Here is a 26741-nt window from a genome sequence, read left to right as displayed (position 1 = left end):
GGGGGCGTCTCCGCGTTCCCGGGGCGTCTCGTCGATCACGCCTGCATCGCGATCCAGCGGATCAGAACCACTTCTCGGCGCGGTGGTCGGCCTGGATGCGGCGGATCGTGTTCGAGCGCGAGCGGAGCACGATCGAGTCGGTGTGGATGACACCGCGCTCACGACGGACACCGTCGACGAGGACGCCGTCGGTGACACCGGTGGCGACGAAGAACGTGTTGTCGCCGGTGACCAGGTCGTCCTGGTCGAGCACCTTGTCGAGGTCGTGGCCGGCGTCAATCGCCTTCTGGCGCTCCTCGTCGTCCTTCGGCTGGAGCTTGCCGAGGATCACACCGCCCAGCGCCTTGATCGCGCACGCGGTGATGATGCCCTCCGGGGTGCCGCCGACACCGACGCACATGTCGATCTTCGACCCGGGCAGCGCCGCCGAGATGCCGCCGGCGACATCGCCGTCGAGCAGCAGTCGGGTACCGGCACCGGTGGCGCGGATCGCGCGGATGAGCTCGTCGTGGCGGGGACGGTCGAGGACGGCGATCTGCATGTCCTCGATGTCCTTGCCCTTCGCCGTCGCGAGCGCACGGATGTTCTCGCCGATCGGCTTCTCGAGGTCGAGGACACCACGGCCCTCGGGCCCGGCGGCGATCTTGTCCATGTAGAACACGGCGCTCGGGTCGTACATCGAGCCACGGTCCGAGACGGCCATCACGGAGATGGCGTTCTGACGGCCTGCGGCGGTGAGCGAGGTGCCGTCGATCGGGTCGACCGCGATGTCGCAGGCGGGGCCGTGACCGTTGCCGACGTGCTCGCCGTTGTAGAGCATCGGGGCGTTGTCCTTCTCGCCCTCGCCGATGACGACCACGCCGTCGAAGTTCACCGTGCCGAGGAACTTGCGCATCGCGTCGACGGCGGCACCGTCGGCGAGGTTCTTCTCGCCCCGACCGACCCACGGCTGCGCACGGATCGCGGCGGCCTCCGTCGCACGCACGAGCTCGAGCGCGAGGTTGCGGTCGGGCTGGAGGAACAGGGAGCCGGTCTCAGTGGTGGGAGTCACGACGAGAGCCTACCCACCGCGCTCACGGCCATCACGTCGCCTGCACGGACGTGCACGTGTCACCCGTGGAGGCGCGCTGACTAGGCTCGGCGAGGACACCACCGAAGTCGAAGGAGATCGCAGTGCCCATCGCAACGCCGGAACAGTACGCCGAGATGCTCGAACGAGCGAAGGCCGGCAAGTTCGCCTACCCCGCGGTGAACGTGTCCTCCTCCCAGACGATCAACGCCGTCCTCCAGGGCCTGCAGGAGGCCGGTTCGGACGGCATCATCCAGGTGACGACCGGCGGTGCCGACTACTTCGCCGGCCACACCGTGAAGAACCGTGCCGCCGGTGCCCTCGCGATGGCCCGCTTCGCCCACGAGGTCGCGAAGAACTACGACGTCACCGTCGCGCTGCACACCGACCACTGCCCGAAGGACGCCCTCGACGGCTTCGTCCTCCCCCTCATCGCCGCGAGCGAGGAGGAGGTCCGCCAGGGCCGCAACCCGATCTTCCAGTCGCACATGTGGGACGGTTCGGCCGTGCCGCTCGACGAGAACATCGAGATCGCGAAGACCATGATCGAGAAGACGCGCAACATCAACGCGATCCTCGAGGTCGAGATCGGCGTCGTCGGTGGCGAGGAGGACGGCGTGCAGCACGAGGGCACGAACGACGCCCTCTACACCACGCCGAACGACGTCGAGAAAGTCGTCGACGCGCTCGGCCTCGGTGACCAGGGCCGCTGGATCGCCGCGCTCACCTTCGGCAACGTGCACGGCGTGTACAAGCCCGGCAACGTCAAGCTGCGCCCGGAGCTGCTCGGCGAGATCCAGGCCTCGGTCGCGCAGAAGCACGGCACCGGCGAGAACCCGCTCGACCTCGTCTTCCACGGCGGCTCCGGCTCGACCGACGACGAGATCGCCGAGGCCGTCCGCAACGGCGTCATCAAGATGAACATCGACACGGACACGCAGTACGCGTTCACGCGGTCGATCGCCGACTCGATGTTCCGGAACTACGACGGCGTGCTGAAGATCGACGGCGAGGTCGGCAACAAGAAGCAGTACGACCCCCGCGCATGGGGCAAGGTCGCCGAGACCGCCATGGCGGCCCGCGTCGTCGAGGCCGCGAAGGTCCTCGGTTCCGCCGGCCACAGCAAGGGCTGATCCAGTCGCACACCGGCGGTCACCGGCCGGGAGGAACGGGGCGCGTCCGACGGACGCGCCCCGTTCCTCGTCCGGTCACCACCACCGCCCGTGACACGATGGTCCGGTGACCGCCGACGCCATCGCCTCCTCGTTCGCCCAGTACGTCACCGAGTCCCCCACCGCGTTCCACGCGGCCGCGGTGGCCCGGGACCGTCTCGTCGCGGCGGGGTTCACCGAGCTGTCGGAGCTCGACGCCTGGCCGACCGGCGCCGGCGCCTACGTCGTCGTCCGTGACGGGGCCGTCATCGCCTGGCGGCTCCCGGAGTCGGCGACCCCCACCACACCGTTCCGGATCCTCGGCGCCCACACCGACTCCCCGGGGTTCCGCATCAAGCCGAACCCGACCGTGCGCGTCGGTGGCTGGGAGCAGCTCAACGTCGAGGTCTACGGCGGTGCCCTCCTGTCCACCTGGTTCGACCGCGACCTCCGCATCGCCGGGCGGGTGGTCGACGCGGACGGCACGGTCCGACTCGTCTCGACCGACGCGGTCGCACGGATCCCGAACCTCGCGATCCACCTCGACCGGGGCGTCAACGACGGCAAGGAGATCGACCGGCAGCGCCACACGCTGCCGGTCGTCGGGGTCGGCGCGGACGCCGGGGGCTCTGACGTGCTCGCATGGCTCCGCGGTCGGGTCGGCGACGCGGTGTCGTGGGACCTGTTCCTCGCGGACACGCAGGCCCCGGCGCGCATCGGCATCGAGCGCGAGTTCCTCGCGTCCGGTCGCATGGACAACCTGACGAGCGTGCACGCCGGGCTCCGCGGCATCGTGGACGCCCCGGCCGACGGCGACCACATCCCGGTGTTCGCGGCGTTCGACCACGAGGAGATCGGTTCGTCGACGCCGTCCGGTGCCGGCGGCCCCTTCCTCGAGGACGTTCTCGGCCGCGTGCAGGAGGGGCTCGGTGCCACCCGCTCCGAGGCCGCACGCGCGTTCCGGGCGTCGTGGCTGCTCTCGAGCGACGCCGGGCACCTGGTGCACCCGAACCAGCCCGAGAAGCACGACCCGACCAACCGCCCGCGGCCGGGAGCGGGCCCGCTGCTGAAGATCAGCGCGAACCAGCGCTACATGACCGAGGCGAAGGGCGAGGCCGTCTGGTCCGCCGCGTGCGACGCGGCCGGGGTGTCCTGGCAGCCGTTCGTCAACGTGAACACGATCCCCGGCGGTTCGACGATCGGACCGATCGCGGCGACGCGGCTCGGCATCCCGACGATCGACATCGGCGTCGGCCTGCTGTCGATGCACTCGGTCCGCGAGCTCGTGCACGTCGACGACCTCGCTGCCCTGCACGGCGCCGTCGCGGCCTTCCTGGCCGACTAACCGGCCCGGCCGAACGGGCGCCTACTCAAGCCAAATGCAGACTTTGTAACACCAGGGTTGCACCTGCCACTCGCACTCGGTAGAAATAGCAAGTGAGCGATGATTCCCCGAGGCCAGCGCAAGTTGCGAAATCTGAAGTACGCCCGTCGTGTTTCGTTGTGGCACCCATTGGCGCCGTTCAATCCGACACACGAAAGCGGTCGGACCAGCTCCTCCGCCATGTGATCACGCCGGTCGTCACCGCGCTGGGATATGCAACCCCGCTACGCGCGGACAAAATATCCGAATCAGGGCAAATCACTCGACAGATCATCGAACATATTGTGAACGATGACCTTGTGATTGCAGATCTAACAGAAAGCAACCCGAATGTCTACTACGAGCTAGCACTCCGTCATGCCTTGAAGAAACCTTTCGTCCAAATCCTCGCTGGCGATGACAAACTTCCTTTCGACGTCGCCGACCAGCGGACAGTAATGCTGGATCATCGCGACCTCGACAGCGTGGCGGACGCTCGCGAGGAGCTGAGGAAACAAATTGCCGCGCTGATGAGTGGAGAAAGAGCCGTAGATACGCCTCTCACCTTCGCCATCGACATGGCGAACCTGAAAGGTAGCGACGATCCAGAGGATCGTACCCAGGCTGAGATCATCAGCATGCTGCAGGAACTTCGCCAGACGACCCGCCGAACTTATACCTCAATGAGAAACGGCGGAAGCAACGCAGCAGACACCCACGCTTTGCGCGCATTCGTGCAGCGCGTTGTAACAAACGGCAATGTAGTGGACGAGGATGTCGACATGCTCGTAACGGATGCGACGAGCATTGACCATGACAACTGGGTCGAGCAAGTGGTGCGTCGCGACATGATGAAGACTTTGCCGGTGACTAGATGGCAGATACAGAACGATCCTGACGACATGCCATTCTGAGCAGCAGCCGGCCGCTCAGGCGCCGGACTGCTGCAGCAGGGCCTGCATGAAGCCCGGGTCCTGGAACATCACCACGACGAAGGCGACGAGGCTGATGAGCGACGCGACGGCCCCGCCGAGCAGCGGCACCCAGAAGGTCCACCTCCGGGCGCGCAACCGCCGCAGCGACCACCAGGCGACGAGCGCGAAGACGACGACGCTGCTGATCGCGCCGACGACGGCCGCGGTGGACAGGGCGCCCGGGTCGGACAGCTGCAGGCCCTGCTGCTCGAAGGCCTGACGGACGGCCGAGGCGACCTCGGTGACGGCGAGGGCCTGCACGACCGAGAACAGGCCGAACGCCAGCAGTCCGACCGTCATCACGAAGTCGAACTGCGACGCGCCGTACCGGCTGGTGGGCAGCGCCGTCCCGGTGGTCCGACCGTCCTGCCGCTGCCCGTGGACCCGTCCCGGGGTGGCGCGCGGCGACGGCGTCGGTTCGGCACGGGCTGCGCGCTCGCGTTCCTCGGCCTCCCGCCGCTCCTGCTCGACGAGCACGGGGTTCACCCAGCCGTCCGGTGCGTACTCGCCGTACTCCGGCGCCGGCGTGCCGTGGACCCGGCCGACCGCACCACCGGCGGCCGGTGTGCCGGAGGTGTGGCGTACCTCCCGGCCGAGCGCCGTGTCGTCGACGTGACCCGGCTCGCGGACCGGAGCCGACGACCAGTCGCCGCGCGGGCCGCTCACGAGCGACGCCCGCCGAGCGCGCGCGTCGGGTTGCCCGACGCGTCGGTGCGGAGCTCCTTCGGGAGCGAGAACATGAGGTCCTCGTGCGCGGTCACGACCTCCTCCACGGTGCCGTACCCGGCGTCCGCGAGCTGTTCGAGCACCTCGGTGACGAGTTCCTCCGGCACGGAGGCACCGCTCGTCACGCCGACCGTCCGGACACCGTCGAGCCAGTCCTGGCGGATCTCCTCGGCGTAGTCCACGCGGTGGGCCGCCTTCGCACCGTGCTCGAGGGCGACCTCGACCAGGCGGACGCTGTTCGACGAGTTGGCGGACCCGACCACGATCACGAGGTCGGCCGCGGGGGCGACCTTCTTCACCGCGACCTGGCGGTTCTGGGTGGCGTAGCAGATGTCGTCCGACGGCGGGTTCTCGATCGACGGGTACTTCTCACGCAGCAGCCGGACGGTCTCCATCGTCTCGTCGACGCTCAGCGTGGTCTGCGAGAGCCAGACGAGGTTGTCGGGGTCGGCGACCTCGAGCGCGGCGACGTCCTCCGGCCCGTTCACGAGGATCGTGCGTTCGGGGGCGTGGCCCATGGTGCCCTCGACCTCCTCGTGCCCGGCGTGCCCGATGAGGACGATCGTGCGGTCCGCCTTCGCGAAGCGGGTGGCCTCGCGGTGGACCTTCGTGACGAGGGGGCAGGTCGCGTCGATCGCGTGCAGGTCGCGGTCCGCGGCACCGGCGACGACCGCGGGCGAGACGCCGTGGGCGCTGAAGACGACGTGCGCACCGCGCGGGACCTCGGCGACGTCGTCGACGAAGACCGCGCCGCGCTGCTCGAGGGTCGAGACGACGTGGACGTTGTGCACGATCTGTTTCCGGACGTAAACGGGCTCGCCGTACTGCTCGAGTGCCTTCTCGACGGCGACGACCGCGCGGTCCACCCCGGCGCAGTACCCGCGGGGCGCGGCGAGCAGGACCTTCTTCGTCCCGGCGACCGGCTCGTCCCGCAGTCGGCCGCGCAGAGCGTGCACCCGGGGCGGCGCGAGCGGGACCGTGTGCCCGTTGGTGATCGTCACGCCTCGATGATAGGCGGGCGCGCGGCGCGGGACCTGGGGGCGTCGTGCGCGGGTGTCGCCGGCGTCCGGCAGGATTGGACGGCACCACCAGGAGGAGCGCATGGCGATCGAACAGGGACCCCCGACGGCCGACAACCCGTGGCCCGTCGCGCTGCTCGGGGCGAAGCTCCGGGACTGGATCGACCGGCTCGGCACCGCCTGGGTCGAGGGCGAGATCACCCAGTGGAACGTCGCCGGCGGCAACGTCTACGGCAAGCTCAAGGACGTCGAGGTCGACGCGACGGTGTCGTTCTCGATCTGGTCGAGCGTGCGCTCCCGGGTGCCGGCGGACCTCAAGCAGGGCGACCGGGTGGTCGCGGCCGTCAAGCCGAACTACTGGGTGAAGGGCGGCTCGCTGACGATGCAGGTCGTCGAGATGAAGCACGTCGGCCTCGGCGACCTGCTCGAACGCCTCGAACGACTCCGACGGACGCTGGCGGAGGAGGGCCTGTTCGACCCGTCCCGCAAGAGGCGCCTGCCGTTCCTGCCGCACCGGATCGGGCTGATCACCGGCAAGGACTCCGACGCCGAGAAGGACGTCAAGCGGAACGCGCAGCTGCGGTGGCCGCAGGTGGAGTTCCGGACGGTGCACACCGCGGTGCAGGGCGAGCGCGCCGTGGGCGAGGTCACCGCGGCGATCGCCGAGCTCGACGCGGACCCCACCGTCGACGTCATCATCGTCGCCCGGGGCGGCGGCGACTTCCAGAACCTGCTCGGCTTCAGCGACGAGGGCCTCGTGCGCACCGCCGCTGCCGCCACCACCCCGATCGTCTCGGCCATCGGGCACGAGGCCGACCGGCCGATCCTCGACGAGGTCGCCGACCTGCGCGCCTCGACCCCGACCGACGCGGCCAAGCGCGTGGTGCCGGACGTGGCCGAGGAACTGGCGAACGTGCGGCAGGCCCGCGCCCGGCTGGGGCTCCGGCTGTCGCACGTGCTGTCGGTCGAGGCCGACCGGATCGCCGCACTGCGCTCCCGGCCGGCGCTGGCGTCGACCGCGTGGCTCGTCGACACCCGGGCGGAGGAGGTGGCGCGCGACCTCTCCCGCGCTCGGGAACTCCTCGACCGCCGGCTCGAGCGGTCGCACGCCGACGTCGGTCACCTGACCGCGCGGCTCCGGGCGCTGTCGCCGCGGGACACCCTGCGTCGCGGGTACGCGATCGTGCAGACCGCCGACGGCGGGGTCGTCCGCGGCTCCGACGACCTGGACGGCGCGACCCCGGTGCACGTCACGCTCGGCGCGGGCACCGCGACCGGCACGCTCGAACCGGACGGGCCGGGTCCGGACGGCTCGGGGGCCTGACCCCCGCCCTCCACAGGAGCCGGGCGCGGTACGCCGCGTCGGAGGGTGCTCGGTAGGATCGAGGGGTGTCGACCCAGCAGGAACCCGTGCCGTCCGACGTCGAGTCGTTGAGCTACGAGGCCGCGCGCGACGAACTCGTGCGCGTCGTCGCCGAGCTCGAGCAGGGATCCGCCACGCTCGAGCGGTCGCTGACCCTCTGGGAACGGGGCGAGTCGCTCGCCGCCCGCTGCGAGGAGTGGCTCGTCGGCGCCCGTGCCCGGCTCGACGCCGCGCGCGCCGCATCGGCAGGGGCCGGGGACCAGGACGGGGGCGCCCGGTGACCGATCCCGACGGACGCCCGATCGTCGCCGAGCTCGGTCGCCCGGAGACCCCCGAGGAGACCTGGGCGCGGAAGGACGCCGCTCGCCGTTCCCGCCGTGAGCACCAGACCGCGTTCAACCTCGTCCTCGCGCTCATCGCGTCGCTCGGCATCGTGCTGTTCCTCGTCGCCGTCGTGGTCCGCCCCGACCAGACCGTCGACCGCACGGTCGACTACCAGCAGATCGCGGCCGAGGCGGACGTCCCCGGTGTGACCCTCGCCGCCCCGGACCTGCCGGACGGCTTCAGCTCGAACCGTGCCGACTTCCAGGAGCGGACGTCCGACGGCGTCCAGGTCTGGACCGTCGGCCTGGTCACCCCGGACCGGCAGTACATCGGTCTGCAGCAGGGCATCGACGCGAACGACTCGTGGGTGTCGAACCAGCTCGACCAGAAGCCGGCCACGGGCGACCGCACCATCGACGGCACGGAGTGGACGGTGTACGACCGCCGCGACGAGGGCAAGGACGCGGGCAACCACGCGTACTCGCTCGTCAGCACCTTCGACCGCAACACGATCGTCCTGTCCGGCACCGCCGACGACGCGTCCTTCACGACGCTCGCGAAGGCCGTGACCGAGCAGTTCGCGAACTGACCCCGCCCCGACCGAACCCGAAGCACGAGGAAGACCATGCCCGACCGCGCCGCCTCCACCCCGTCCGACGCCCTCCGCCTGCTCGTCGAGGGCAACGCGCGCTTCGCCGCCGACAAGCGCCGCACGGGCAGGATCGACCCGGACCGCCGCGGGGAGCTCACCGGCTCGCAGGCGCCGTTCGCGACTGTGCTCGGCTGCTCGGACTCCCGCGTGCCGTTCGAGCACGTCTTCGACGCCGGCATCGGTGACCTGTTCGCGATCCGCAACGCGGGACAGATCGTGGACGACGTCGTGCTCGGGTCGATCGAGTTCGCGGTCGTCGCCCTCGGGACGCCGCTCGTCGTCGTCCTCCGCCACACCGCGTGCGGTGCCGTCGCCGCAGCGCGCTCCGGGGAGCCCGTGCCCGCGCCGCACCTGCAGGCCCTCGTCGACGCGATCGCACCGAGCGTCGAGCAGGTCCGCGCGACGGACGCCGACCTGCCCCAGGAGTCGGTCGGGGCCGCCCACCTCGAGGCGACGCTCCGCCAGGTGATCGAGCGCTCCGGCGCCGTCTCCGACGCGATCGCCGAGGGTACCCTGGCCGTCGTCGGGGCGACCTACGACCTCACCACGGGCGAGGTCACCATCGACACCGTCGTGGGCCAGGCCTGACCGGTCCCCACGGCGTGACCCGGAGACCACCGGGCACCCTAGACACCGGGGCGACCGCTCCGGCCGCGCACCACAGGAAGGACCACGACGACGTGACCCACACCACCGAGCCCACGCAGGACGCGACCGACCAGACCGCGGCGGGCGGCGACGGCTTCCGCATCGAGCACGACACCATGGGCGAGGTCCGGGTCCCGGTGGACGCCCTGTACCGCGCCCAGACGCAGCGCGCCGTCGAGAACTTCCCGATCTCGGGCAGCGGGCTCGAGCCGGCGCAGATCGTCGCCCTCGCACGGATCAAGCGGGCGGCGGCCGTCGTGAACGGCTCCCTCGGCATCGTCGACCCGGCGATCGCCGACGCGATCGCGCAGGCAGCGGACACGATCATCGGCGGCGAGCACCACGACCAGTTCCCGGTCGACGTGTACCAGACCGGCAGCGGTACCTCGTCGAACATGAACATGAACGAGGTCCTGGCGACCCTGGCGACCCGCATCGCCGGCACGGACGTCCACCCGAACGACCACGTCAACGCGTCGCAGTCGTCGAACGACGTCTTCCCGACGTCGGTGCACGTCGCCGTCACCGAGGCCCTCATCCGCACCCTCGTGCCCGCACTCGAGCACCTCGCCGAGTCACTCGAGGCCAAGGCGACGCTCTGGGCCGACGCCGTGAAGTCCGGCCGCACGCACCTGATGGACGCCACCCCGGTCACGCTCGGCCAGGAGTTCGGCGGCTACGCGCGCCAGGTCCGGCTCGGCATCGAGCGCGTGCAGGCGACGCTCCCCCGTGTCGCGGAGGTCCCGCTCGGCGGCACCGCGGTCGGCACCGGCATCAACACGCCGAAGGGCTTCCCGCAGCAGGTCATCGCCCGGCTGGCCGAGGACACCGGGCTCCCGGTCACCGAGGCGCTCGACCACTTCGAGGCCCAGGGCGCGCGTGACGCCCTCGTCGAGGCGTCGGGAGCGCTCAAGGTCATCGCCGTCAGCCTGACGAAGATCAACAACGACCTCCGCTGGATGGGGTCCGGGCCGAACACCGGGCTCGGCGAACTCCACATCCCCGACCTGCAGCCCGGTTCGTCGATCATGCCCGGCAAGGTCAACCCGGTGATCCCCGAGGCCACCCTGATGGTCGCCGCACGGGTCATCGGCAACGACGCCACGGTCGCGTGGGCCGGCGCCTCCGGCGCGTTCGAGCTGAACGTCGCGATCCCGGTGATGGGCACGGCGCTGCTCGAGTCGATCCGCCTGCTGGCGAACAGCTCGCGGGTGCTCGCCGACAAGACCATCGACGGGCTGCAGGCGAACCTCGAGCGCGCCCGCGCGTTCGCCGAGTCGTCGCCGTCGATCGTGACGCCGCTGAACCGGGTGATCGGGTACGAGGCCGCCGCCAAGGTCGCGAAGGTCGCGGTCGCGGAGGGCATCACCGTGCGCGAGGCGGTCGTCGCCCTCGGTCACGTCGAGCGCGGCGAGGTCACCGAGGAGCAGCTGGACAGCGCGCTGGACGTGCTGCGCATGACCCACCCGAACTGACGCACGCGACCCACTGACGGACGGGAGGCGCGGTGCCGGCTGGCACCGCGCCTCCCGTCCGTCGCCTGGTCGCGTCCGCCGCCTGGTCCGAGACTCGCGGCCAGCGACACTTCTCGCGCCGACCGGCGCGAGAAGTGTCGCTCAGACCGAGACTCGGTGCCGCGCGCCGCGCCCCGCGCCCGTCAGCCGAGGTCGGGCGAGTCCAGCAGCTCCGTGACGAGCGCCGCGATCGCCGACCGCTCGGAGCGCGTCAGCGTCACGTGCGCGAACAGCGGGTGTCCCTTCAGCCGCTCGATCACCGAGGCGATGCCGTCGTGTCGACCGACCCGCAGGTTGTCCCGCTGTGCCACGTCGTGCGTGAGGACCACGCGCGAGTTCTGTCCGATGCGCGACAGCATCGTGAGCAGGACGTTCCGTTCGAGGGACTGCGCCTCGTCGACGATCACGAAGGCGTCGTGCAGCGAGCGCCCGCGGATGTGCGTGAGGGGCAGGACCTCGAGCATGCCGCGCTCGACGACCTCGTCGAGGACGTTGTCCGACACGAGCGCACCGAGGGTGTCGAAGACCGCCTGCGCCCACGGGTTCATCTTCTCGGCGGCGTCGCCCGGCAGGTACCCGAGCTCCTGGCCGCCGACGGCGTACAGCGGCCGGAACACCATGATCTTCTTGTGCTGCTGGCGTTCGAGGACGGCCTCGAGCCCGGCGCACAGGGCGAGCGCCGACTTGCCCGTGCCGGCAGACCCACCAAGGGACACGATGCCGATCTCCGGGTCGAGCAGCGCGTCGATCGCGAGGCGCTGCTCGGCGGAGCGTCCGCGCAGGCCGAAGACCTCGCGGTCGCCGCGCACCAGCGAGACCGCGCCGGCCTCGTGCACGCGGCCGAGGGCCGACCCCCGCTCGGAGTGGATGACGACCCCTGTGTTGACCGGCACGCCCTCCAGTCGCGACGACGCGATCTCCTCGCGCTCGTACAGCTCGCTCATCTGCTCGCCGGACACCTGCAGGTCGGCGATGCCCGTGTAGCCGGAGTCCACCGCGAGCTCGGCGCGGTACTCCTCCGCCGCCATGCCGATCGACGAGGCCTTCACGCGGAGCGGCAGGTCCTTCGACACGACGACGACGTCGAGCCCGTCGTTCGCGAGGTTCGACGCGACCGCGAGGATCCGGGAGTCGTTGTCGCCGAGCTGCAGCCCGGACGGCAGCACGGACTGGTTCGAGTGGTTCAGCTCGACCCGGAAGGAGCCGCCGTCCTCGAGCGCGATCGGGAAGTCGAGTCGCTCGTGCTCGATGCGCAGCTCGTCGAGCAGCCGCAGCGCCTGGCGCGCGAAGTACCCGATCTCCGGGTCGTTGCGCTTCGCCTCGAGCTCGCTGACGACCACGACGGGCAGGACCACCGCGTGTTCGGCGAAGCGGAACAGCGCCCGCGGATCGCTGAGGAGCACCGAGGTGTCGAGCACGTACGTGCGCTGGGCGACCGGTGTGGACGAGTTCGCGGTGTGGTGCTGCTGGGTCCCGCGAGCAACGTTCTGAGAGGTCACGACCACTCCATCCCCGGGCCGCGACCGGCCCGGTCCATGTCCTCGAACGCGGCCGTGAGCGGGTCCCGAAGCACCGACCGTGGCCGCTTCGATCGGGCGCGGTGCCCGATGCGGCCAAGCTACGACCCACCCCTGACGGCCGCACCGCGACACGCTGGGCCGCAGGTTACGGTCGCGTGAACGCAAACGGTGCCGGCCGGCCGGGCGGCGCGGCGTGGCGTGGCGGCGCGGCCTGGTGACGGGGCCGGGCGGTGCGCTACTGCATCGTGGCGTAGGACAGGCAGGCGTCGCGGAACATGTCGAGGGTCTCGTCCGTGGTGGACGCGAACACCGAGACCCGTGCGGTCCCGAGCCGCGTCGTGACCGTGACCCCGTGGTTGTGCATGGCCGCCGACAGCGCGGTGAGCCGACCCTGCGGCGGACGGAGCACGACGATGCCCGCACGCTCGCGGGGGTCACGGCTCGACTCCACGGCGAGCGCGAACTCGTCGGCGATGTCGAACACCCGCTCGACCCGGTCGGCGACGCGCTCCTGCACGGCACCGACGCCGACGGCGACGAGCCGCTCGAGCGACACGGCCATCCGGGCCTGGGCGACCGGGTCGATGCGCGTCATCTGGTACCCGGCAGCTCCCGGCTTGACCGACGGCACATCGGTGGGCCACCCGGTGGTGCCGTGCGGACCCGAGAGCGCCGGACGCAGGCGGTTCAGGGCACGGTCACTGAACGCCGTGAACCCGGTGCCCCACCCCGCGTGCAGCCACTTCTGGCCGCCGGTGGCGACGACGTCCGCGAGCTCGTACGGGGCGTCCACCACACCGAAGCCCTGGATCGCGTCGACGATGAGCAGCCGTTCGCCGATCACCTCGCGGATGGCGGCGAGGTCGGCGAGGTAGCCGGTCCGCCAGTCGACCAGGGACACGGCGACCGCGGTCACGTCGTCGGTCAGACGCGACTCGATGAGCGAGGGCGTCATCCATCCGGCGCCGGACTCGACCACGACGGGCTGCACCCGGCCGCCGGTCGCGGAGGCCGCACTCGCCAGCGCGAGCGGCAGCGACGGGTACTCGTCCGCGGCGACGAGCACGCCACCGGTCAGCCCGAAGGCGGTGTGCAGGAGGCCCGGCGTCGTCGCCGTCTGCGAGACGACCTGGTCCTCGCGCCGACCGACGAGCCGCGCGGCGACGGTGCGGACGCGCGCGTCCTGCTCGTCGAGCGTCTCCATCGCGCCGAAGCGCATGCGTTCCTGGATCGTCCCGAGCACGCGCTGCTCCTCGAGGACGGCGGTCTGCACGGGACCGAACGCGGCGTGGTCGAGGTAGCCGGGCTCCTCGGCGAAGCCGGCCGCGTACTCGGCGATGTTCACAGGTGCAACCTTCCGTGGGACGAAAACCCTGTGAGTCTACTGGGATGCCCCGAGCAGGGCGAAACCCGAGCCGGCGAACGCACCACGGCAGAGCCCTCGCATCGACCGTGTGTCGGCCGCCGTCAGCCCCCGAAGCGGCGGGACCGGAGGCCGAAGTCACGCACGGCGCGCAGGAAGTCGACCTCGCGCAGGTCCGGGTAGAAGGCCTCGACGAAGTAGAACTCGCTGTGTGCGCTCTGCCAGAGCATGAAGTCCGAAAGACGCTGCTCCCCCGAGGTCCGGATGACCAGGTCCGGGTCGGGCTGCCCCTGCGTGTACAGGTGGTCGCCGATGAGCTCGGGCGTCAGGACCTCGGCCAGGGTGTCGAGCGTGCCGCCGCCCTCGCCGTGCGCCCGCACGATGCTGCGCATGGCGTCGGCGATCTCCCGGCGTCCGCCGTAGCCCACGGCCAGGTTGACGTGCAGGCCGGTGTGGTCGGCCGTGCGGGCCTGGGCGTCGGCGAGTGCCGCGAGCAGCTCGGCGGGGAGCCCCTCGTCGGACCCGACGTGCTGCACCCGCCAGTCGCGGTGCTCCGAGAGCGTCCCGGCGAGGTCCGCGATGATGCCGACGAGCTGTTCGAGTTCCTCGCCGCCGCGGCCGGTCAGGTTGTCGGCGGACAGCAGGTAGAGCGTCACGACCTCGATGCCGAGGTCGTCGCACCAGTCGAGGAACTCCGGGATCTTCGCGGCACCGGCACGGTGGCCGTGCGCCGCGGACTCGAGGCCGAGCTGCTTCGCCCAGCGACGGTTGCCGTCCACGATCATGGCGACGTGCTTCGGCATCGCCCGGGCGTCGATCTGCCGGCGGATACGACGCTGGTAGGCGCGGTAGAGGACGCCGCGCCCTGCCCATCCCACCCTGCCGGTCACGGCACGACTGTAGTGCACGACGGCGTGGACCGCGCTGGGCGGCACCGTTCGGTGGGCGTTCGGCTGCCGTTCGGCCTCGGGCCGTAGTGTCGCCCCATGCAGGACGAGACCGCCGCGCTGCCCCACGTCCCGTTCATCGAGGAAGCGGCCGCCGCCGACCCGCCGCGGCCCGCCTGGCGCGGCTGGATCCACCTCGGCACGTTCCCGTTCGCCGTCGCGATGGGCATCGTGCTCATCTGCCTGGCGGACAGCGGGGCCGCGAAGGCCGGCAGCGCGGTGTTCATGGCGACGTCGCTGCTCATGTTCGGCGTCTCGGCGACCTACCACCGCTTCCCCTGGGGTCCGACGGTCAAACGGATCCTCAAGCGGATCGACCACACGAACATCCTGCTGCTCATCGCCGGCACCTACACGCCGATCGCGATCTGCGCCCTGCCGCACACGCTCATGGTCGTCGTGCTGTGGGTGATGTGGACCGGGGCAGCGCTCGGCATCGCCTTCCGCGTCCTGTGGATCAACGCCCCGCGGTGGCTCTACGTGCCGATCTACCTGGTGCTCGGGTGCGCGGCGTTCGGACTGCTGCCCCAGTTCTTCGCCGCGAGCGTGCCGATGACGGTGCTCGTGCTCTCCGGCGGGGCCGCCTACATCGTCGGAGCCCTCGTCTACGCGTTCAAGCGCCCCGACCCCTCGCCGACGCTGTTCGGTTTCCACGAGGTCTTCCACGCCCTGACGGTCGTGGCGTTCGCCACGCAGTGGGCGGGCGTGCTCATCGTGGCGCTCGACCCGGTGCGCTGACGCGACCCGACGACGGACGGGAGGCCCGTGGCCAGCCGGCCACGGGCCTCCCGTCCGTCCGGGGGCCGGTCAGCCGCGCTCGGTGTCGTCGCCCATGTCGGTGCGGCCGTCCTCGGCGGCGCGACGCGCCGCCTCGTCCGTCGACGTGTCGCCGTCCGCGTCGGCCTCGAACCGTTCCCGGATCTCGGAGCGGTAGCGGGTGCGGCGGATGCGCCGCGTCATGTCGACCACGAGCAGGATGGTCACGACCGCGACGACCGCGATCGCGATGAAGCCGGCCACCCCGGGGGTGACGTCGACGTCGGGGACGACGGACGGGCTCGGGCTGGGGGCGGCGGCGATGGCCGTCAGGATGCTGCTCACGCGGTGGTGTCCTCGTCGTCAGGGATCCCCGCGAACAGGTCGGACTCCGGCAGCTCGGTCGGCACACGTGCCTCGACCAGCTGGTAGTCCTCGGTGGGCCACACCGTCGCGAGGAGGTCGTTCGGCCAGTAGAAGAAGGCGCTGTCGGGCGGCACCTGGCTCGCGTGCGACCGGAGCGCGGCGTCACGGGCGTCGAAGTACCCGCGCACGTCGACGTGGGTCGTCGCGAGGTCCGGCCGGTCGGCGAACCGTTCGACCCACTCGCGGAGCTGCTCGATCGCCGGGCTGTCCGGGTCGCGTTCCTGCAGGGCCTCGAAGACCGTCCGGAAGCGGCGGGGGTTCATCGTGCGCTCGTAGTAGAGCTTCGCGACCGCCCACGGCGCCCCGGCCTCCGGGTACTTCGCCGGGTCGGCGGCGTCGCGCCACGCGGCCACGGAGACCTCGTGCGTGCGGATGTGGTCCGGGTGCGGGTAGCCGCCGTTCTCGTCGTAGGTGACGAGCACGTGCGGGCGGAACCGGCGGACCACGCGCACCAGGGCCTCGGTCGAGTACTCGAGCGGCACGGTGGAGAACGTGCCGGGACGGACGGTCTCGCCCTGCTCCGCGTCGGGCAGGCCGGAGTCGTGGTAGCCGAGCCACACGTGGTCGATGCCGAGCGCGGCCTGCGCCGCCGCCATCTCCGTCCGTCGGTACCCCGCCATGTCCCGGTGCGCCCGGCTCGTCGCCGGCTCGCCGAGCCGGTCGTTGAGGATGTCGCCGGCCTCGCCGCCGGTGCACGACACGACCAGGACCTGGTGTCCCTCGGCCACGTACCGCGCAGCGGTCGCGGCGCCCTTGCTCGACTCGTCGTCGGGGTGGGCGTGGACGGCCAGCAGGCGGTACGGCACGGTGTTCCTCACGGGCGGCGAGTCGGGTGGGACGCGCACGCGGCACCCGCGTGCATGCGGGCAGCGCACAGCGGGGCGTGAACTACCCTGGAGATCAGGATAATCACCCCAGGAGCCCCGAACTGTCCGAACCGCTGCACCCCGCCGGATCCGCGATGACCGGTGCCGCGACGTCCGGCGCCACGACGTCCGACACCGCGACCGTCTCGGCGTCGACGCTCGACGACCGGTACGGCCGGACGCCCGACCGCCGGCGCCGCGGTCGGTTGCTCGGGACCACCGCGGCGATCGCGGTCGTGCTCGTGTTCGTGGCGTGGGTGGTCTGGGCCGGACTCGACCAGACGTCGCACGGGCTGGACCACACCGAGGTCGGCTACACGGTCGTCTCGGAGCACCGCACCGTCGTGCACTCGCAGGTCTCGGTCGACCCGGGCACCGAGGCGAGGTGCGCCGTCCAGGTGCTCGACAAGACGTACTCGATCGTCGGGTGGAAGGAAGTGGCGCTCCCGGCGTCCGAGCAGCGCACCCGCAGCATCACGACCGAGGTGAACACGACGACCCGCGGCGTGACCGGCTTGATCCACGACTGCTGGGTTCCCTAGACTCGACTGATTCGCGGACGAGACCGGCCACTCCGGCCGGTCTCGTCCTTTGTCGAAGGGAACCCAATGAGCAACGACACGCAGGTCACCTGGCTGACCCAGGAGGCGCACGACCGCCTCACGGCCGAACTCGAGCAGCTGTCGGGCCCGGCCCGCAAGGAGATCGCCAACCGCATCGAGGCGGCGCGGGAAGAGGGCGACCTCAAGGAGAACGGCGGCTACCACGCCGCGAAGGACGAGCAGGGCAAGATCGAGGCCCGCATCCGTCAGCTCACCGAGCTGCTCAAGCACGCCACCGTGGGCGAGGCCGACTTCGACGGCACGGTCGAGCCCGGCACCGTCGTCACCGCGGTGATCGCCGGTGACGAGTCGACGTTCCTCGTGGGTAACCGGGAGATCGTCGCCGAGGGCTCCGACCTGACGGTGTACAGCCCGGTCAGCCCGGTCGGTGCGGCCATCCTCGGGCTCCGCGCCGGTGAGCACACGAGCTACACGGCCCCGAACGGCAAGGACATCGCCGTCGAGGTGACGAAGGTCGAGCGCTACGAGCCGTAGGGGCTCGCAGTCACGCCCCTCGCGCACGAGCAGGAGCAGCTCGCGCCACCGTCATCGGTGGCGCGAGCTGCTCTTCGTCGTGCAGTCGATCCCCGGGCGGAGCGCCTCAGGGCACCACGACGTCGCGGTGCGCGAGCGCCCGGACGCACGGGAAGCAGACGAGGTCCCCGACGCGGACGTCGGCCGGCAGCACCGCCTCGCGCCCCGCGGTGCCGGCCGGGTTCGTGGTGAGCGTCACCTCGGCCACGGGGGCGACACTGCGGCGGCCGATGAGCCTGGTCTCGGCGAGCACCGCGCAGTCCGGCACCACCGCGTCGAGCTCGACGAACAGCACACCCCACGGACGCCGCACCCGGGTCACGGCCGCCACCGTCACGCAGACGTCGGCGGGCGCCCAGCCACGGGGACGGTGGCGCGGCGCCGCCTGCTCCGCGGTGTGCACGCACGGCGTCCCGGCGACGGTGGCCAGCCGCTGCATGGACACCGCACGCACGCGGACGTCGTCCACGGTGGCCTCGGTGCACGCGGGCCAGAGCGTCGGGTCGAGAGGGTCGGGCAGCGAGGCGCGGAGCGAGGGCAGGATCGACGTGAGGGTCATGACGGGAGCATGACGCACCTCCCGTCCGGTGGCGCCGAGCCGAACGGGACCCTGACGGCGTCACCGCGGACCCGTACGGTCCGCTGACGGGCGACCCTCAGTGCTCGAGCAGCTCCGGGCGGAAGCCGACCTCGTGCAGCCGCTGGATGACCTCCTGCGCGTGCTCCGGACCGCGGGCCTCGATCGACAGGTCGAGGGCGACCTCGTTGATCACGAGCCCCTGGCCGTGCCGGGTGTGCAGTACCTCGACCACGTTCGCGCCGGCGTCCGAGATGACCTGGGCGACGCGTGCGAGCTGCCCCGGGCGGTCCGGCAGCATGATCCGGATGCCGATGTAGCGCGAGGCGGCGACGAGACCGCGCGTGATGACGCGCTCCATCATGAGCGGGTCGATGTTGCCACCGCTGAGCAGCACCACGGTCCGACCGGTGTCGCGCACGGCCCCGGACATGATCGCCGCGACACCGACGGCTCCCGCGGCCTCGACCACGAGCTTGGCACGCTCGAGCAGGACGAGCAGCGCACGGGCGGTGTCGTCGTCCGAGACGGTGACGATGTCGTCGACCAGGTCGCGGATGATCGGGAAGTTCAGGTCACCCGGCCGTGCGACCGCGATGCCGTCCGAGATGGTCGGCTTCGTCGTGATCGTGACGGGCTCGCCAGCGGTGATCGAGGACGGGTACGCCGCAGCGTTCTCCGCCTGCACGCCGATCACCCGGATGGGACGGCCGAGCCGCTCGGACATGCCCTTCACCGCGAGCGCGATCCCGGAGATGACCCCGCCCCCGCCGATCGGCACCACCACCGTGTCGACGTCGGGCACCTGGTCGACGATCTCGAGACCGAGGGTGCCCTGGCCGGCGATGACGTCGGGGTGGTCGAACGGGGGGATGAACACCGCACCGGTGCGGGCCCCGAAGTCCTTGGCTGCGCTCAGGGCCTCCTCCACGGAGTGACCGCGGAGGACGACCTCGGCGCCGTAGTGCCGCGTCGCCTGGAGCTTCGGCAGCGCGACGCCGACGGGGGTGAAGATCGTCGCCGGGATGCCGAGCTCGCGAGCGGCGAGGGCGACGCCCTGCGCGTGGTTCCCGGCGCTCGCGGCGACGACGCCCGCGGCACGCTGCTCGGGGCTGAGCGCCGCCAGCCGGTTGTACGCGCCCCGGACCTTGTACGCACCCGTCCGCTGCAGGTTCTCGCACTTGAGGTGCACGGGCGACCCGAGCAGCTCGGCGAGGAACTGCGAGGTCTCCATCGGCGTGACCCGCGCGACGCCCGCGATGGTCTCCCGCGCGGCCTCGATGTCCGCGAGCGTCGGGAACGCCGCGGTCTGCTGCTGGGGCACGGAGGTGTCGGTCACGGACCCATCATCGTCGGTCGGGGCCGTCTCGGCGAACTCGTGACGGCCGACTGCGCGCCCGCTCAGCCCGCGGTCCCTTTGGTCGCTGTCGGCTGGTCGTCACTGCCGGGAGCGGGCACGCCCTCGGGGTGACGCTTCGCCCAGCGGCGACGCCTCTTCGCCTCCACGCTCGCGTGGTGGTCGCGCTGCTTCGCCTCGAGCACGTGGTCGGAGTCGAGCCCCTTCCACCGGCCGCTCGCGATCGTCGTGACCATCGAGTTGACGGTGGCGATGAGCGGCACCGCGAAGAACGCGCCGGCGATGCCGGCGAGACCCGAGGCAGCGGTGACGCCGAGCACGACCGCGAGCGGGTGCACCTTGACCGCGCTGCCCATGACGAGCGGCTGGAGGATGTGCCCCTCGACCTGCTGCACGACCAGGATGACGCCGAGCATGATCAGGGCCGCCACCCAGCCGTTGAAGATGAGCGCGATGAACACCGCGAGGAAGCCGGTCACGATCGCACCGACGACGGGGATGAACGCGCCCAGGAAGACGAACACCGCGATCGGGATCACGAGCGGCAGCTGCAGGGCGGCCGCGCCGATGCCGATGCCCACCGCGTCGACGAACGCGACGAAGATCTGCACACGGATGAAGCTCGTCAGGGTCGTCCAGCCGGCGACTCCCGCGCCGTCGATGGCCGCGCGGGCCTTCTTCGGGAAGAGGCGGACCGTCCAGCGCCAGACGTTCTTGCCGTCGATGAGCAGGAAGATCACCGTGAAGATCACGACGAACAGGCCGGCCAGGATGTGGGTGAGCGAGGAGCCCGCGCTCGCGACGCCCGACAGGATGGAGCCGGAGTTGCTCGACAGCCAGTCGGTCGCCTGGTCCAAGTAGCCGTTCAGGTCGCGCTGGCTGATGCCGAGGCCCGAGCTCAGCACGAACTCGCGGATGTTGTCGTACTGCGAGAGCGTGCGGTCGCGCAGCGAGGGGTAGGCGGCGGCGATCTGGTCGACGACGAGCCAGATGAGGGCGGCCACCGCCGCCAGGCCGCCGACCAGGCTCACGACGACGGCGATCCACTTCGGCACGTGGTGGCGCTGCATCCAGTTCGACAGCGGCACGAGCAGGGCGGCGACCACGATCCCGATGAGGAACGGGATGAGGACCTCGCTGAACAGCGTCACGAGGTAGATGACGACGGCGACCACGCCGATGACGACGAGCACGCGCCAGGACCACGCGCCGGCGATCCGCATGCCCATGGGCACGGCGTCCTCGACGACGGGATCCGGATGCGTCTTCTTTCCCCAGGCCATGCGGCGAGTGTACCGACGGGCACCGGGGTGTGTGCCAGATGCGGCATACACGTCGGACGGCCGTCCCGACCGGGCTGTCGGCCCTCGTCGGTAGCGTCGTCGCATGGTCAGGTCCACGCTCTCCGCCCCCGAGGCACGCCGCGTCACCCTGGCGGCGCAGGGCTTCGGCGCGCCACCGTCCGATGCCGTCGCGACCCGCAGCCTGACCAGCACGATCTCCCGGCTCGGGCTGCTGCAGATCGACTCCGTGAACGTCTTCGAGCGGAGCCACTACCTGCCGCTGTTCGCGCGGCTCGGCTCGTACGACCGCGCCGTGCTCGACCGGCTGACGTTCGCCCGCCGCGGTCCCTACGCCGAGTACTGGGCGCACGAGGCGGCCTTCATCCCGCGCGCCGACCTCCCGCTCTTCCGGTGGCGGATGGACGCGTACCGCGAACGCGACGCCCGCCCGAACCGCGTCGCCGGTGTCGAGCGGACCGCCGGCGTCCGCCGCGAGCTGCGGGCCCTGCTCGCGGCCGAGGGGCCGCTCCCCGCGAGTGCCGTCGAGCACGAGGCGAACGTGCGCCGCGGGCCGTGGTGGGGCTGGAGCGACGTGAAGACCGGTCTCGAGCAGATGTTCCGCTGGGGCGAGGTCGTCAGCGCCGGGCGCTCGGGCTTCGAACGGGTGTACGCCCTGCCGGACCAGGTGCTGCCCGCCGGCGCGCTGGACGGCGCCCCGGACCGGCACACCGCGATCACGGAGCTCGTCCGACGGGCATCGCGGGCCTTCGGCGTCGGGACCCGCGCCGACCTCGCCGACTACTTCCGCCTGCGAGCGGACGACACCGCGGCCGCCGTGACCGAGCTCGTCGAGCGGGGCGAGCTGCTCCCCGTCCGGGTCGAGGGGTGGCGAGAGCCCGCCTGGCTGCACGCGGGTGCCCGGGTCCCCCGCACGGTCACCGCCGACGCCGTGCTGAGTCCGTTCGACCCGGTCGTGTGGTTCCGCCGGCGAGCGGAGCGCATGCACGGCTTCCACTACCGGATCGAGATCTACACACCCGCGCCCAAGCGCGTCCACGGCTACTACGTGCTGCCCGTGCTGCAGGACGACCGGTTGACCGGGCGGGTCGACCTGAAGAGCGACCGGCGACGCGGCGTCCTGCGGGTGCGGACCGCGTGGCAGGAGCCGGGTCAGCACCTCGACGCCGAGCGTCTCGCGGCGACGCTGCGCCGGGCGGCGGCGTGGCAGGGGCTCGACGGCGTCGAGGTCACCGACCGCGGCACGGCGGCCGCGGCGGTCGCGGGGGCCCTGGGCGTCGGGCTGGTCCCGCACGAGGCGGCCGACGATGCGGATGCAGCCGAGGCGGCTCCGGGCGACGACGTGGTCGACTGACCGCGAGACGCCGCTGAGCGCCCGAGACGCCGCCGGGTCCGCAGGACGCCGTCGCTTCCCGGACCGTCTCGGCGCGCGGCGGGTGTCCCGCGCCGACGGGACCGCCCAGCCGAGGCCGGACCACCGGGCGGACGAGCCGTGACCCGTGGTCCGCCGCTCAGAAGCGGTCGGTGCTGTTCCGCAGGCGCGCCACCCGGTCGGGCAGCGGCGGGTGCGTCGAGAACAGGCGGTCCATCACGCCCGGCCGCATGGGGTCCGCGATCCACAGGTGCGCCATCGAGGAGTTCTGGGAGCGGGTCGGTCGGCCGTACGCCTCGAGCTTCTCGAGGGCGCGTGCCAGTCCCTCCGGGTACCGGGTCGTCATCGCGCCGGTCGCGTCGGCGAGGTACTCCCGCTGGCGGGACACCGCGGCCTGCACCACGGCGGCGGCGAGCGGCGCGACGAGCACCGCGACGAGTCCGGCCACGATGAGGACCGGGTTGCCGCCTCCGCCCGAGTCGTTGTTCCGGCCTCGGCCGCTCAACCCGCTGAAGACCGAGATGCGCAGGAGCACGTCGGCGAGGAACCCGACGGCGACGACCAGGCCGAACACCATGGTGGAGACGCGGATGTCGTAGTTCCGGACGTGTCCCAGTTCGTGCGCCATCACGCCCTGGAGCTCGGTGTCGTCCATGATCGCCAGGAGTCCGGTGGTGGCCGCCACGATCGCGTGGTCCGGGTCGCGGCCGGTGGCGAAGGCGTTCGGAGCGGGGTCGTCGATGACGAAGACCCGGGGCATCGGCATGCCGGTCGTGATCGCCAGGTTCTCGACCGTCCGCCACAGCCGGGGCTCGGTCGTCCGGTCGATCTCGATCCCGCCCGCGATGGCGGTCGCCTGCCGTCCGGCGAGGAAGTACTGCAGCAGCGCGTACCCGAGCGCGACGAGCAGCACGACGACACCGACCGAGACGTTGCCGGCGAGGTACCCGCCGAGGAACCCGAGCGCCCCGACGATGAGCAGGAACGCCAGGATGATGACGACGGTGTTGCGCTTGTTCCGCGCGATCGCGCTGTACACGGGTCAGCCCGACGCGCCGAGGGTCAGAACTGCACGCGCGGCGGTTCGGCGATCGCCGCGGGCTCGGCGGTCTCGAAGAACGTCGCCTCGGTGAAGCCCTTGCTCTTCGCGAAGGTCGAGTTCGGGAAGACGCGGATCTTGGTGTTGAGCTCGCGGACGCCGCCGTTGTAGAAGCGCCGCGCGGCCTGGATCTTGTCCTCGGTGTCGACGAGCTCCGACTGCAGCTGCAGGAAGTTCTGGCTCGACTGCAGCTGCGGGTACCCCTCGGCCACGGCGAAGACGCTCTTCAGGGCCTTCTGCATGTGCCCCTCGGCCGCGGAGGCGCTCGCGGCGTCACCCGCACCGAGCGTCTCCGACCTGGCCTTCGTCACGTCGTCGAACACCGACTTCTCGTGCGCCGCGTACCCCTTGACCGTGTCGACGATCGTGGGGATGAGGTCTGCACGCCGCTTCAGCTGCACCGTGATGTCGCTCCAGGCCTCGTCCACGCGGACCTTCAGCGTGACCAGCGAGTTGTAGGTCACCCAGAGGTAGATCCCGATCACGACGAGCAGGACCACCACCACTCCGACGACGATCAGCGTCGTGACGAGTCCGGTGTCCATCGAGCGTGCTCCTCTTCGCGTCGGGTCCGGCACGGTGGGACAGCGGCCGGTGCGTGGCCGTCGGACGGCCGTCCACGATTGTACCGACGCGTCCGGCGGCGACCGGTCCGCTGGGCGGGGTTCACGGGGGATTCCCGAGTGCCGTACACCCGCCGTGCGGCGGCCCCGGGCCCCGTCCGGCCACATCATCCGTGTGGTGGATTGACCGCAGCGACGTCATCGCGTGGGATGGAGGCGGTGAACGCGCTCGGGGACAACGTGGACGAGACGGCCGTCGGGGGCGACGGTCCCGCCCGGCGACCCCGAGGACGCTCCGGCTGGGTGACGGCCGTGCTGGTGACCGTGCTGGCAGCCGGGTCGGTCCTGCTCGGCGCACCGACCGCCTCCGCTGCGACCGACGGCCCCGCGAACGGTGCCGCCGGGGGCGACGCAGCCGGTGCGCCGCAGTCGTCGGTTCCGACGCACTCCCCCCAGTTCGGCACGCTCCCGCCGGGGACCGGCTCCCCCGGCCCCGTGCCGTCCGACCGCCCCGCCGTCCGGCCGACGATCGGCGATCCCGGCGACGTCACGACGGGTACCGTGCGCTTCCACGGACGCGGGACCCCCGGCCACCGCGTGCGCGTCGCCGGTCCGACCACGACCGGATCGACCGGGTGCGACACCACGGTCGGCGCCGACGGTGCATGGGCGTGCATGGCCACCGTCCGCTCCGGGCCGCAACAGGTCTTCACCGTCACCGACGGCACCGACCCGGCCCTCGGGTCCTCGAGCGCCCCGGCATCGGACGTCGTCGTCCCCCCGAGCGTGACGACCGACCGTCCCACGAGCGGGCCGGTGTCCGGCAGTGGCCTGCCCGGCGCGACCGTGTCGCTGTCCGTCGTCGGCTCGTCCACCGTCCGCACGGCGACGGTGGCACCCGACGGCCGGTGGACGGTGTCGCTGTCCGGCGGCGGGGTGCGGGACGGTCGCCTCACGCTGTCCGCGGCCCAGACCGCGAGCACCGCGGGCGGGTACCGGTCGGACCTGCGGAGCGCCCCGTCGGCGCCCCGCACGGTCGTCCTCGACCGGACGGCACCGGCAGCACCCGTCGTCAGCACCCCCGGGCGCGGCGAGCGGGTCCGCTCGCAGCCCGTCACGGTGGGCGGGACCGGCGAGCCCGGCGCCGTCCTCACCGTGTACCTCGGACGGTCACCGGCGTGCCGGTCCGACGTCGGCGCCGACGGTCGGTGGTCGTGCACGACGACCGGCACGACGGCGGCGGGCAGCCGCACCGTCACCGCGACGCAGCAGGACGCGGCGGGCAACTTCTCCCGGTCCTCCCCGGGCGTCCGGTTCGTGCTGTCCGGCACGACGGCCGCCGCGACCGGTGGACCGACGAGCGGGACCTCCGCCGTTCCCGGCCCGCCCTCCGCCAGCTCGGGAGCGGCCGTCCCCGGCGCCCCGGGGACCCCCGACGGCTCCGACGGTGGAACGAGCACCGGGTCCGGTGCCGGAAGCGCCACCGGCGGCGGAGCCGGGAGCGGCCACGGCAGCACCGGGGGCGGCACCGGCACCGGCACCGGTGGGGCGCGCCCCGGCACCCCGGACTGGTCCGGCCCCGCCGGCGACTGGACGGCCGCCACCGCCTTCGACCGCGGTGTCCCGACCATCCAGGCGTCGTTCTCCTGGCGCACCGTCCTCCTCGCCACCGGTGTCGCGGCCGGCTTCCTCGTGCTCGTCGCCGCCCCGCTCGCCCTCGTCGGCGCCGCGGTCCGCGGGCGGCTCCGGAACCCGTTCGCCGCGGTCCTCGGCCGGAACCGCTCGCGCACGGAACGCCGGCTCGGGGACGACGTCCTGCCGATCTGGGCGGCCGCGGCGTCCGGCGTCGCGATCGTCGGCGTGACGACGTTGCTCGGCGTCGGCGTCTCGCTCGAGGCCCGGTACGTCCGTCTCTGCCTCGGGGTGCTCCTCGGTGCGGCCGTCACGACGGCCGCCGTCGTCCTCGCGACGCGCTGGGCCGCCGGCGCCGACCACCGCGCGATCGGTTTCCGCGTCTCCCCGTGGCTGGTGCTCGCCGCCCTGGTGGGATGCGCCCTCACCCGCGCCGGAGACCTGTCCCCCGCCCTCGTCGTGGGCACCGTGCTCGTGCCGGTCGGTCGCCCCGGAGCGGACACGGCCGCGCTCCGCCTGGCGTCGAGCACGGCGACGGGTGTGCGGAGCGCGACCGCACGGTCGATCGCCCTGCTCGTGGTCGCGGCCGCCGGCTGGGCGCTGCACTCCGTCGTGCACGGCGCCGGCTTCTGGTCGGCGCTCGTCGCGGAGACCGCCACGACGCTGTGCGTCGGGGCGGTCGGCGCGCTGGTCGCGACCCTGCTCCCGGTCCCGGGGTCTGCGGGGGCCGTGCTGGTGGCCGGTGCGCGTGGCCGCTACGTCGCCCTGACGGTCGGCGCGGTCACCCTCGCCGCGATGGTCGCCGGCGGCGAGACGCCCGTCGTTCCCTCGCCGACCGAACTCGGCCTGGCCGCCGGCCTCTGCGCCATCGCAGCAGCCTGCTGCTGGGCGTGGCTCCGCCGCCCGCGGGCCGCAGTCGCCGCACCGCGGCGCTGACGACGACCGGCGGCCGTCGTCGGCGGTCCGCTCACGCGCGCGCGCCCAACCGGCTCCGGGACGGCCGGGAGGCGCGGTGCGCGCCCG

Annotated in this window: 26 protein-coding genes; 13 read left to right on the top strand and 13 right to left on the bottom strand. The window is 72.0% G+C overall.

Features of this window, described 5'->3' with window-relative positions; all coding sequences use genetic code 11:
• Positions 1-61: 61 nt before the first annotated feature.
• Positions 62-1051, bottom strand: a complete 990-nt coding sequence (gene glpX / locus DEJ23_RS09565) for a class II fructose-bisphosphatase (RefSeq protein WP_111240020.1) — start codon at positions 1049-1051, stop codon at positions 62-64.
• A gap of 122 nt (positions 1052-1173) precedes the next feature.
• Here glpX and fbaA point away from each other — a divergent pair, with 122 nt between their 5' ends.
• The 3 genes from fbaA to DEJ23_RS15420 all read left to right on the top strand — a co-directional run bounded on the left by fbaA (position 1174) and on the right by DEJ23_RS15420 (position 4497).
• Positions 1174-2202, top strand: a complete 1029-nt coding sequence (fbaA, locus tag DEJ23_RS09560; protein ID WP_111240019.1) for a class II fructose-bisphosphate aldolase — start codon at positions 1174-1176, stop codon at positions 2200-2202.
• A gap of 106 nt (positions 2203-2308) precedes the next feature.
• Entirely contained in the window at positions 2309-3565 is a 1257-nt protein-coding gene (locus tag DEJ23_RS09555; RefSeq protein ID WP_111240018.1) for a M18 family aminopeptidase, read from the top strand.
• 92 nt (positions 3566-3657) lie between these two features.
• On the top strand, positions 3658-4497 hold the full coding sequence (locus DEJ23_RS15420) for a hypothetical protein (protein ID WP_146240248.1): 840 nt from the start codon (positions 3658-3660) through the stop codon (positions 4495-4497).
• Positions 4498-4512: 15 nt separating this feature from the next.
• Here DEJ23_RS15420 and DEJ23_RS09545 read toward each other — a convergent pair whose 3' ends face one another.
• Together DEJ23_RS09545 and DEJ23_RS09540 are read right to left on the bottom strand one after the other, a co-directional pair.
• The gene (locus tag DEJ23_RS09545; RefSeq protein ID WP_111240016.1) at positions 4513-5223 is read right to left on the bottom strand and encodes a DUF6264 family protein; all 711 of its coding nucleotides are present in this window, start codon (positions 5221-5223) and stop codon (positions 4513-4515) included.
• Positions 5220-6284, bottom strand: a complete 1065-nt coding sequence (locus DEJ23_RS09540) for a 4-hydroxy-3-methylbut-2-enyl diphosphate reductase (protein WP_111240015.1) — start codon at positions 6282-6284, stop codon at positions 5220-5222. The genes DEJ23_RS09545 and DEJ23_RS09540 overlap by 4 nt, the downstream gene beginning before the upstream one ends.
• A gap of 100 nt (positions 6285-6384) precedes the next feature.
• Here DEJ23_RS09540 and xseA point away from each other — a divergent pair, with 100 nt between their 5' ends.
• The 5 genes from xseA to DEJ23_RS09515 all read left to right on the top strand — a co-directional run bounded on the left by xseA (position 6385) and on the right by DEJ23_RS09515 (position 10764).
• Positions 6385-7626, top strand: a complete 1242-nt coding sequence (gene xseA, locus DEJ23_RS09535; RefSeq protein WP_111240014.1) for an exodeoxyribonuclease VII large subunit — start codon at positions 6385-6387, stop codon at positions 7624-7626.
• Positions 7627-7691: 65 nt separating this feature from the next.
• Positions 7692-7946 (top strand): exodeoxyribonuclease VII small subunit, encoded by a 255-nt coding sequence (locus tag DEJ23_RS09530; RefSeq protein ID WP_111240013.1) that lies wholly within the window; start codon positions 7692-7694, stop codon positions 7944-7946.
• Complete coding sequence (locus DEJ23_RS09525; RefSeq protein ID WP_111240012.1) at positions 7943-8578, top strand: DUF4245 domain-containing protein; 636 nt, start codon at positions 7943-7945, stop codon at positions 8576-8578. Before DEJ23_RS09530 ends, DEJ23_RS09525 begins: the two co-directional genes overlap by 4 nt.
• A gap of 36 nt (positions 8579-8614) precedes the next feature.
• Complete coding sequence (locus tag DEJ23_RS09520; RefSeq protein WP_111240011.1) at positions 8615-9229, top strand: carbonic anhydrase; 615 nt, start codon at positions 8615-8617, stop codon at positions 9227-9229.
• A 161-nt stretch (positions 9230-9390) separates the two neighbouring features.
• Complete coding sequence (locus tag DEJ23_RS09515) at positions 9391-10764, top strand: aspartate ammonia-lyase (RefSeq protein ID WP_181429203.1); 1374 nt, start codon at positions 9391-9393, stop codon at positions 10762-10764.
• Between the two features lie 182 nt (positions 10765-10946).
• On the opposite strand, the gene DEJ23_RS09510 is transcribed toward DEJ23_RS09515, so the two are convergent.
• From DEJ23_RS09510 to DEJ23_RS09500, 3 genes are all read right to left on the bottom strand, one after another.
• The gene (locus tag DEJ23_RS09510) at positions 10947-12302 is read right to left on the bottom strand and encodes a PhoH family protein (RefSeq protein WP_258375413.1); all 1356 of its coding nucleotides are present in this window, start codon (positions 12300-12302) and stop codon (positions 10947-10949) included.
• Between the two features lie 256 nt (positions 12303-12558).
• Positions 12559-13668, bottom strand: coding sequence for an aminotransferase class V-fold PLP-dependent enzyme (locus tag DEJ23_RS09505; protein ID WP_111240009.1), 1110 nt, complete (start codon positions 13666-13668; stop codon positions 12559-12561).
• Positions 13669-13790: 122 nt separating this feature from the next.
• The gene (locus DEJ23_RS09500; protein ID WP_258375412.1) at positions 13791-14576 is read right to left on the bottom strand and encodes an isoprenyl transferase; all 786 of its coding nucleotides are present in this window, start codon (positions 14574-14576) and stop codon (positions 13791-13793) included.
• 96 nt (positions 14577-14672) lie between these two features.
• Between DEJ23_RS09500 and DEJ23_RS09495 the strand changes: the two genes are divergently transcribed.
• Positions 14673-15371, top strand: a complete 699-nt coding sequence (locus tag DEJ23_RS09495; protein WP_111240008.1) for a hemolysin III family protein — start codon at positions 14673-14675, stop codon at positions 15369-15371.
• Between the two features lie 69 nt (positions 15372-15440).
• Here DEJ23_RS09495 and DEJ23_RS09490 read toward each other — a convergent pair whose 3' ends face one another.
• Both DEJ23_RS09490 and mca read right to left on the bottom strand, forming a co-directional pair.
• Entirely contained in the window at positions 15441-15734 is a 294-nt protein-coding gene (locus DEJ23_RS09490; protein ID WP_111240007.1) for a hypothetical protein, read from the bottom strand.
• Complete coding sequence (mca, locus tag DEJ23_RS09485; RefSeq protein ID WP_258375411.1) at positions 15731-16633, bottom strand: mycothiol conjugate amidase Mca; 903 nt, start codon at positions 16631-16633, stop codon at positions 15731-15733. Before mca ends, DEJ23_RS09490 begins: the two co-directional genes overlap by 4 nt.
• 143 nt (positions 16634-16776) lie before the next feature.
• On the opposite strand from mca, the gene DEJ23_RS09480 reads away from it, so the two are divergent.
• Both DEJ23_RS09480 and greA read left to right on the top strand, forming a co-directional pair.
• Positions 16777-17223 carry a DUF4307 domain-containing protein gene (locus DEJ23_RS09480; RefSeq protein ID WP_111240005.1) on the top strand — a complete coding sequence of 149 codons (447 nt, stop codon included), beginning with the start codon at positions 16777-16779 and terminating at the stop codon, positions 17221-17223.
• Positions 17224-17289: 66 nt separating this feature from the next.
• Positions 17290-17778, top strand: coding sequence for a transcription elongation factor GreA (gene greA / locus DEJ23_RS09475; protein WP_111240004.1), 489 nt, complete (start codon positions 17290-17292; stop codon positions 17776-17778).
• Between the two features lie 106 nt (positions 17779-17884).
• Here greA and DEJ23_RS09470 read toward each other — a convergent pair whose 3' ends face one another.
• From DEJ23_RS09470 to DEJ23_RS09460, 3 genes are all read right to left on the bottom strand, one after another.
• On the bottom strand, positions 17885-18376 hold the full coding sequence (locus DEJ23_RS09470) for a hypothetical protein (protein ID WP_111240003.1): 492 nt from the start codon (positions 18374-18376) through the stop codon (positions 17885-17887).
• A gap of 97 nt (positions 18377-18473) precedes the next feature.
• Positions 18474-19733, bottom strand: coding sequence for a threonine ammonia-lyase (gene ilvA, locus DEJ23_RS09465; RefSeq protein WP_258375409.1), 1260 nt, complete (start codon positions 19731-19733; stop codon positions 18474-18476).
• Positions 19734-19795: 62 nt separating this feature from the next.
• A complete protein-coding gene (locus DEJ23_RS09460; protein WP_111240002.1) occupies positions 19796-21034 on the bottom strand; it encodes an AI-2E family transporter in 1239 nt (412 codons plus the stop codon).
• A gap of 103 nt (positions 21035-21137) precedes the next feature.
• Between DEJ23_RS09460 and DEJ23_RS09455 the strand changes: the two genes are divergently transcribed.
• A complete protein-coding gene (locus tag DEJ23_RS09455; RefSeq protein WP_111240001.1) occupies positions 21138-22406 on the top strand; it encodes a winged helix-turn-helix domain-containing protein in 1269 nt (422 codons plus the stop codon).
• Positions 22407-22563: 157 nt separating this feature from the next.
• Here DEJ23_RS09455 and DEJ23_RS09450 read toward each other — a convergent pair whose 3' ends face one another.
• The gene (locus DEJ23_RS09450; protein ID WP_111240000.1) at positions 22564-23463 is read right to left on the bottom strand and encodes a M48 family metalloprotease; all 900 of its coding nucleotides are present in this window, start codon (positions 23461-23463) and stop codon (positions 22564-22566) included.
• Positions 23464-23486: 23 nt separating this feature from the next.
• Positions 23487-24068 carry a LemA family protein gene (locus DEJ23_RS09445; protein ID WP_111239999.1) on the bottom strand — a complete coding sequence of 194 codons (582 nt, stop codon included), beginning with the start codon at positions 24066-24068 and terminating at the stop codon, positions 23487-23489.
• A gap of 237 nt (positions 24069-24305) precedes the next feature.
• Between DEJ23_RS09445 and DEJ23_RS09440 the strand changes: the two genes are divergently transcribed.
• Complete coding sequence (locus tag DEJ23_RS09440; protein WP_146240247.1) at positions 24306-26654, top strand: Ig-like domain-containing protein; 2349 nt, start codon at positions 24306-24308, stop codon at positions 26652-26654.
• Positions 26655-26741 lie beyond the last annotated feature (87 nt).

Origin of the sequence: Curtobacterium sp. MCSS17_008, from assembly GCF_003234185.1 — a bacterium.
Taxonomy (GTDB): Bacteria; Actinomycetota; Actinomycetes; order Actinomycetales; family Microbacteriaceae; genus Curtobacterium.
The sequence above is the reverse complement of the archived record's forward strand: the minus strand, read 5'-3'. Positions and strand labels throughout refer to the sequence as shown.

Coding starts and splice junctions, on each gene's coding strand:
- xseA (WP_111240014.1), top strand. CDS start 6,385: ATGGCGATCGAACAGGGACCCCCGACGGCCGACAACCCGTGGCCCGTC.
- DEJ23_RS09520 (WP_111240011.1), top strand. CDS start 8,615: ATGCCCGACCGCGCCGCCTCCACCCCGTCCGACGCCCTCCGCCTGCTC.
- DEJ23_RS09495 (WP_111240008.1), top strand. CDS start 14,673: ATGCAGGACGAGACCGCCGCGCTGCCCCACGTCCCGTTCATCGAGGAA.
- DEJ23_RS09480 (WP_111240005.1), top strand. CDS start 16,777: ATGACCGGTGCCGCGACGTCCGGCGCCACGACGTCCGACACCGCGACC.
- greA (WP_111240004.1), top strand. CDS start 17,290: ATGAGCAACGACACGCAGGTCACCTGGCTGACCCAGGAGGCGCACGAC.
- DEJ23_RS09470 (WP_111240003.1), bottom strand. CDS start 18,376: ATGACCCTCACGTCGATCCTGCCCTCGCTCCGCGCCTCGCTGCCCGAC.
- DEJ23_RS09460 (WP_111240002.1), bottom strand. CDS start 21,034: ATGGCCTGGGGAAAGAAGACGCATCCGGATCCCGTCGTCGAGGACGCC.
- DEJ23_RS09455 (WP_111240001.1), top strand. CDS start 21,138: ATGGTCAGGTCCACGCTCTCCGCCCCCGAGGCACGCCGCGTCACCCTG.
- DEJ23_RS09445 (WP_111239999.1), bottom strand. CDS start 24,068: ATGGACACCGGACTCGTCACGACGCTGATCGTCGTCGGAGTGGTGGTG.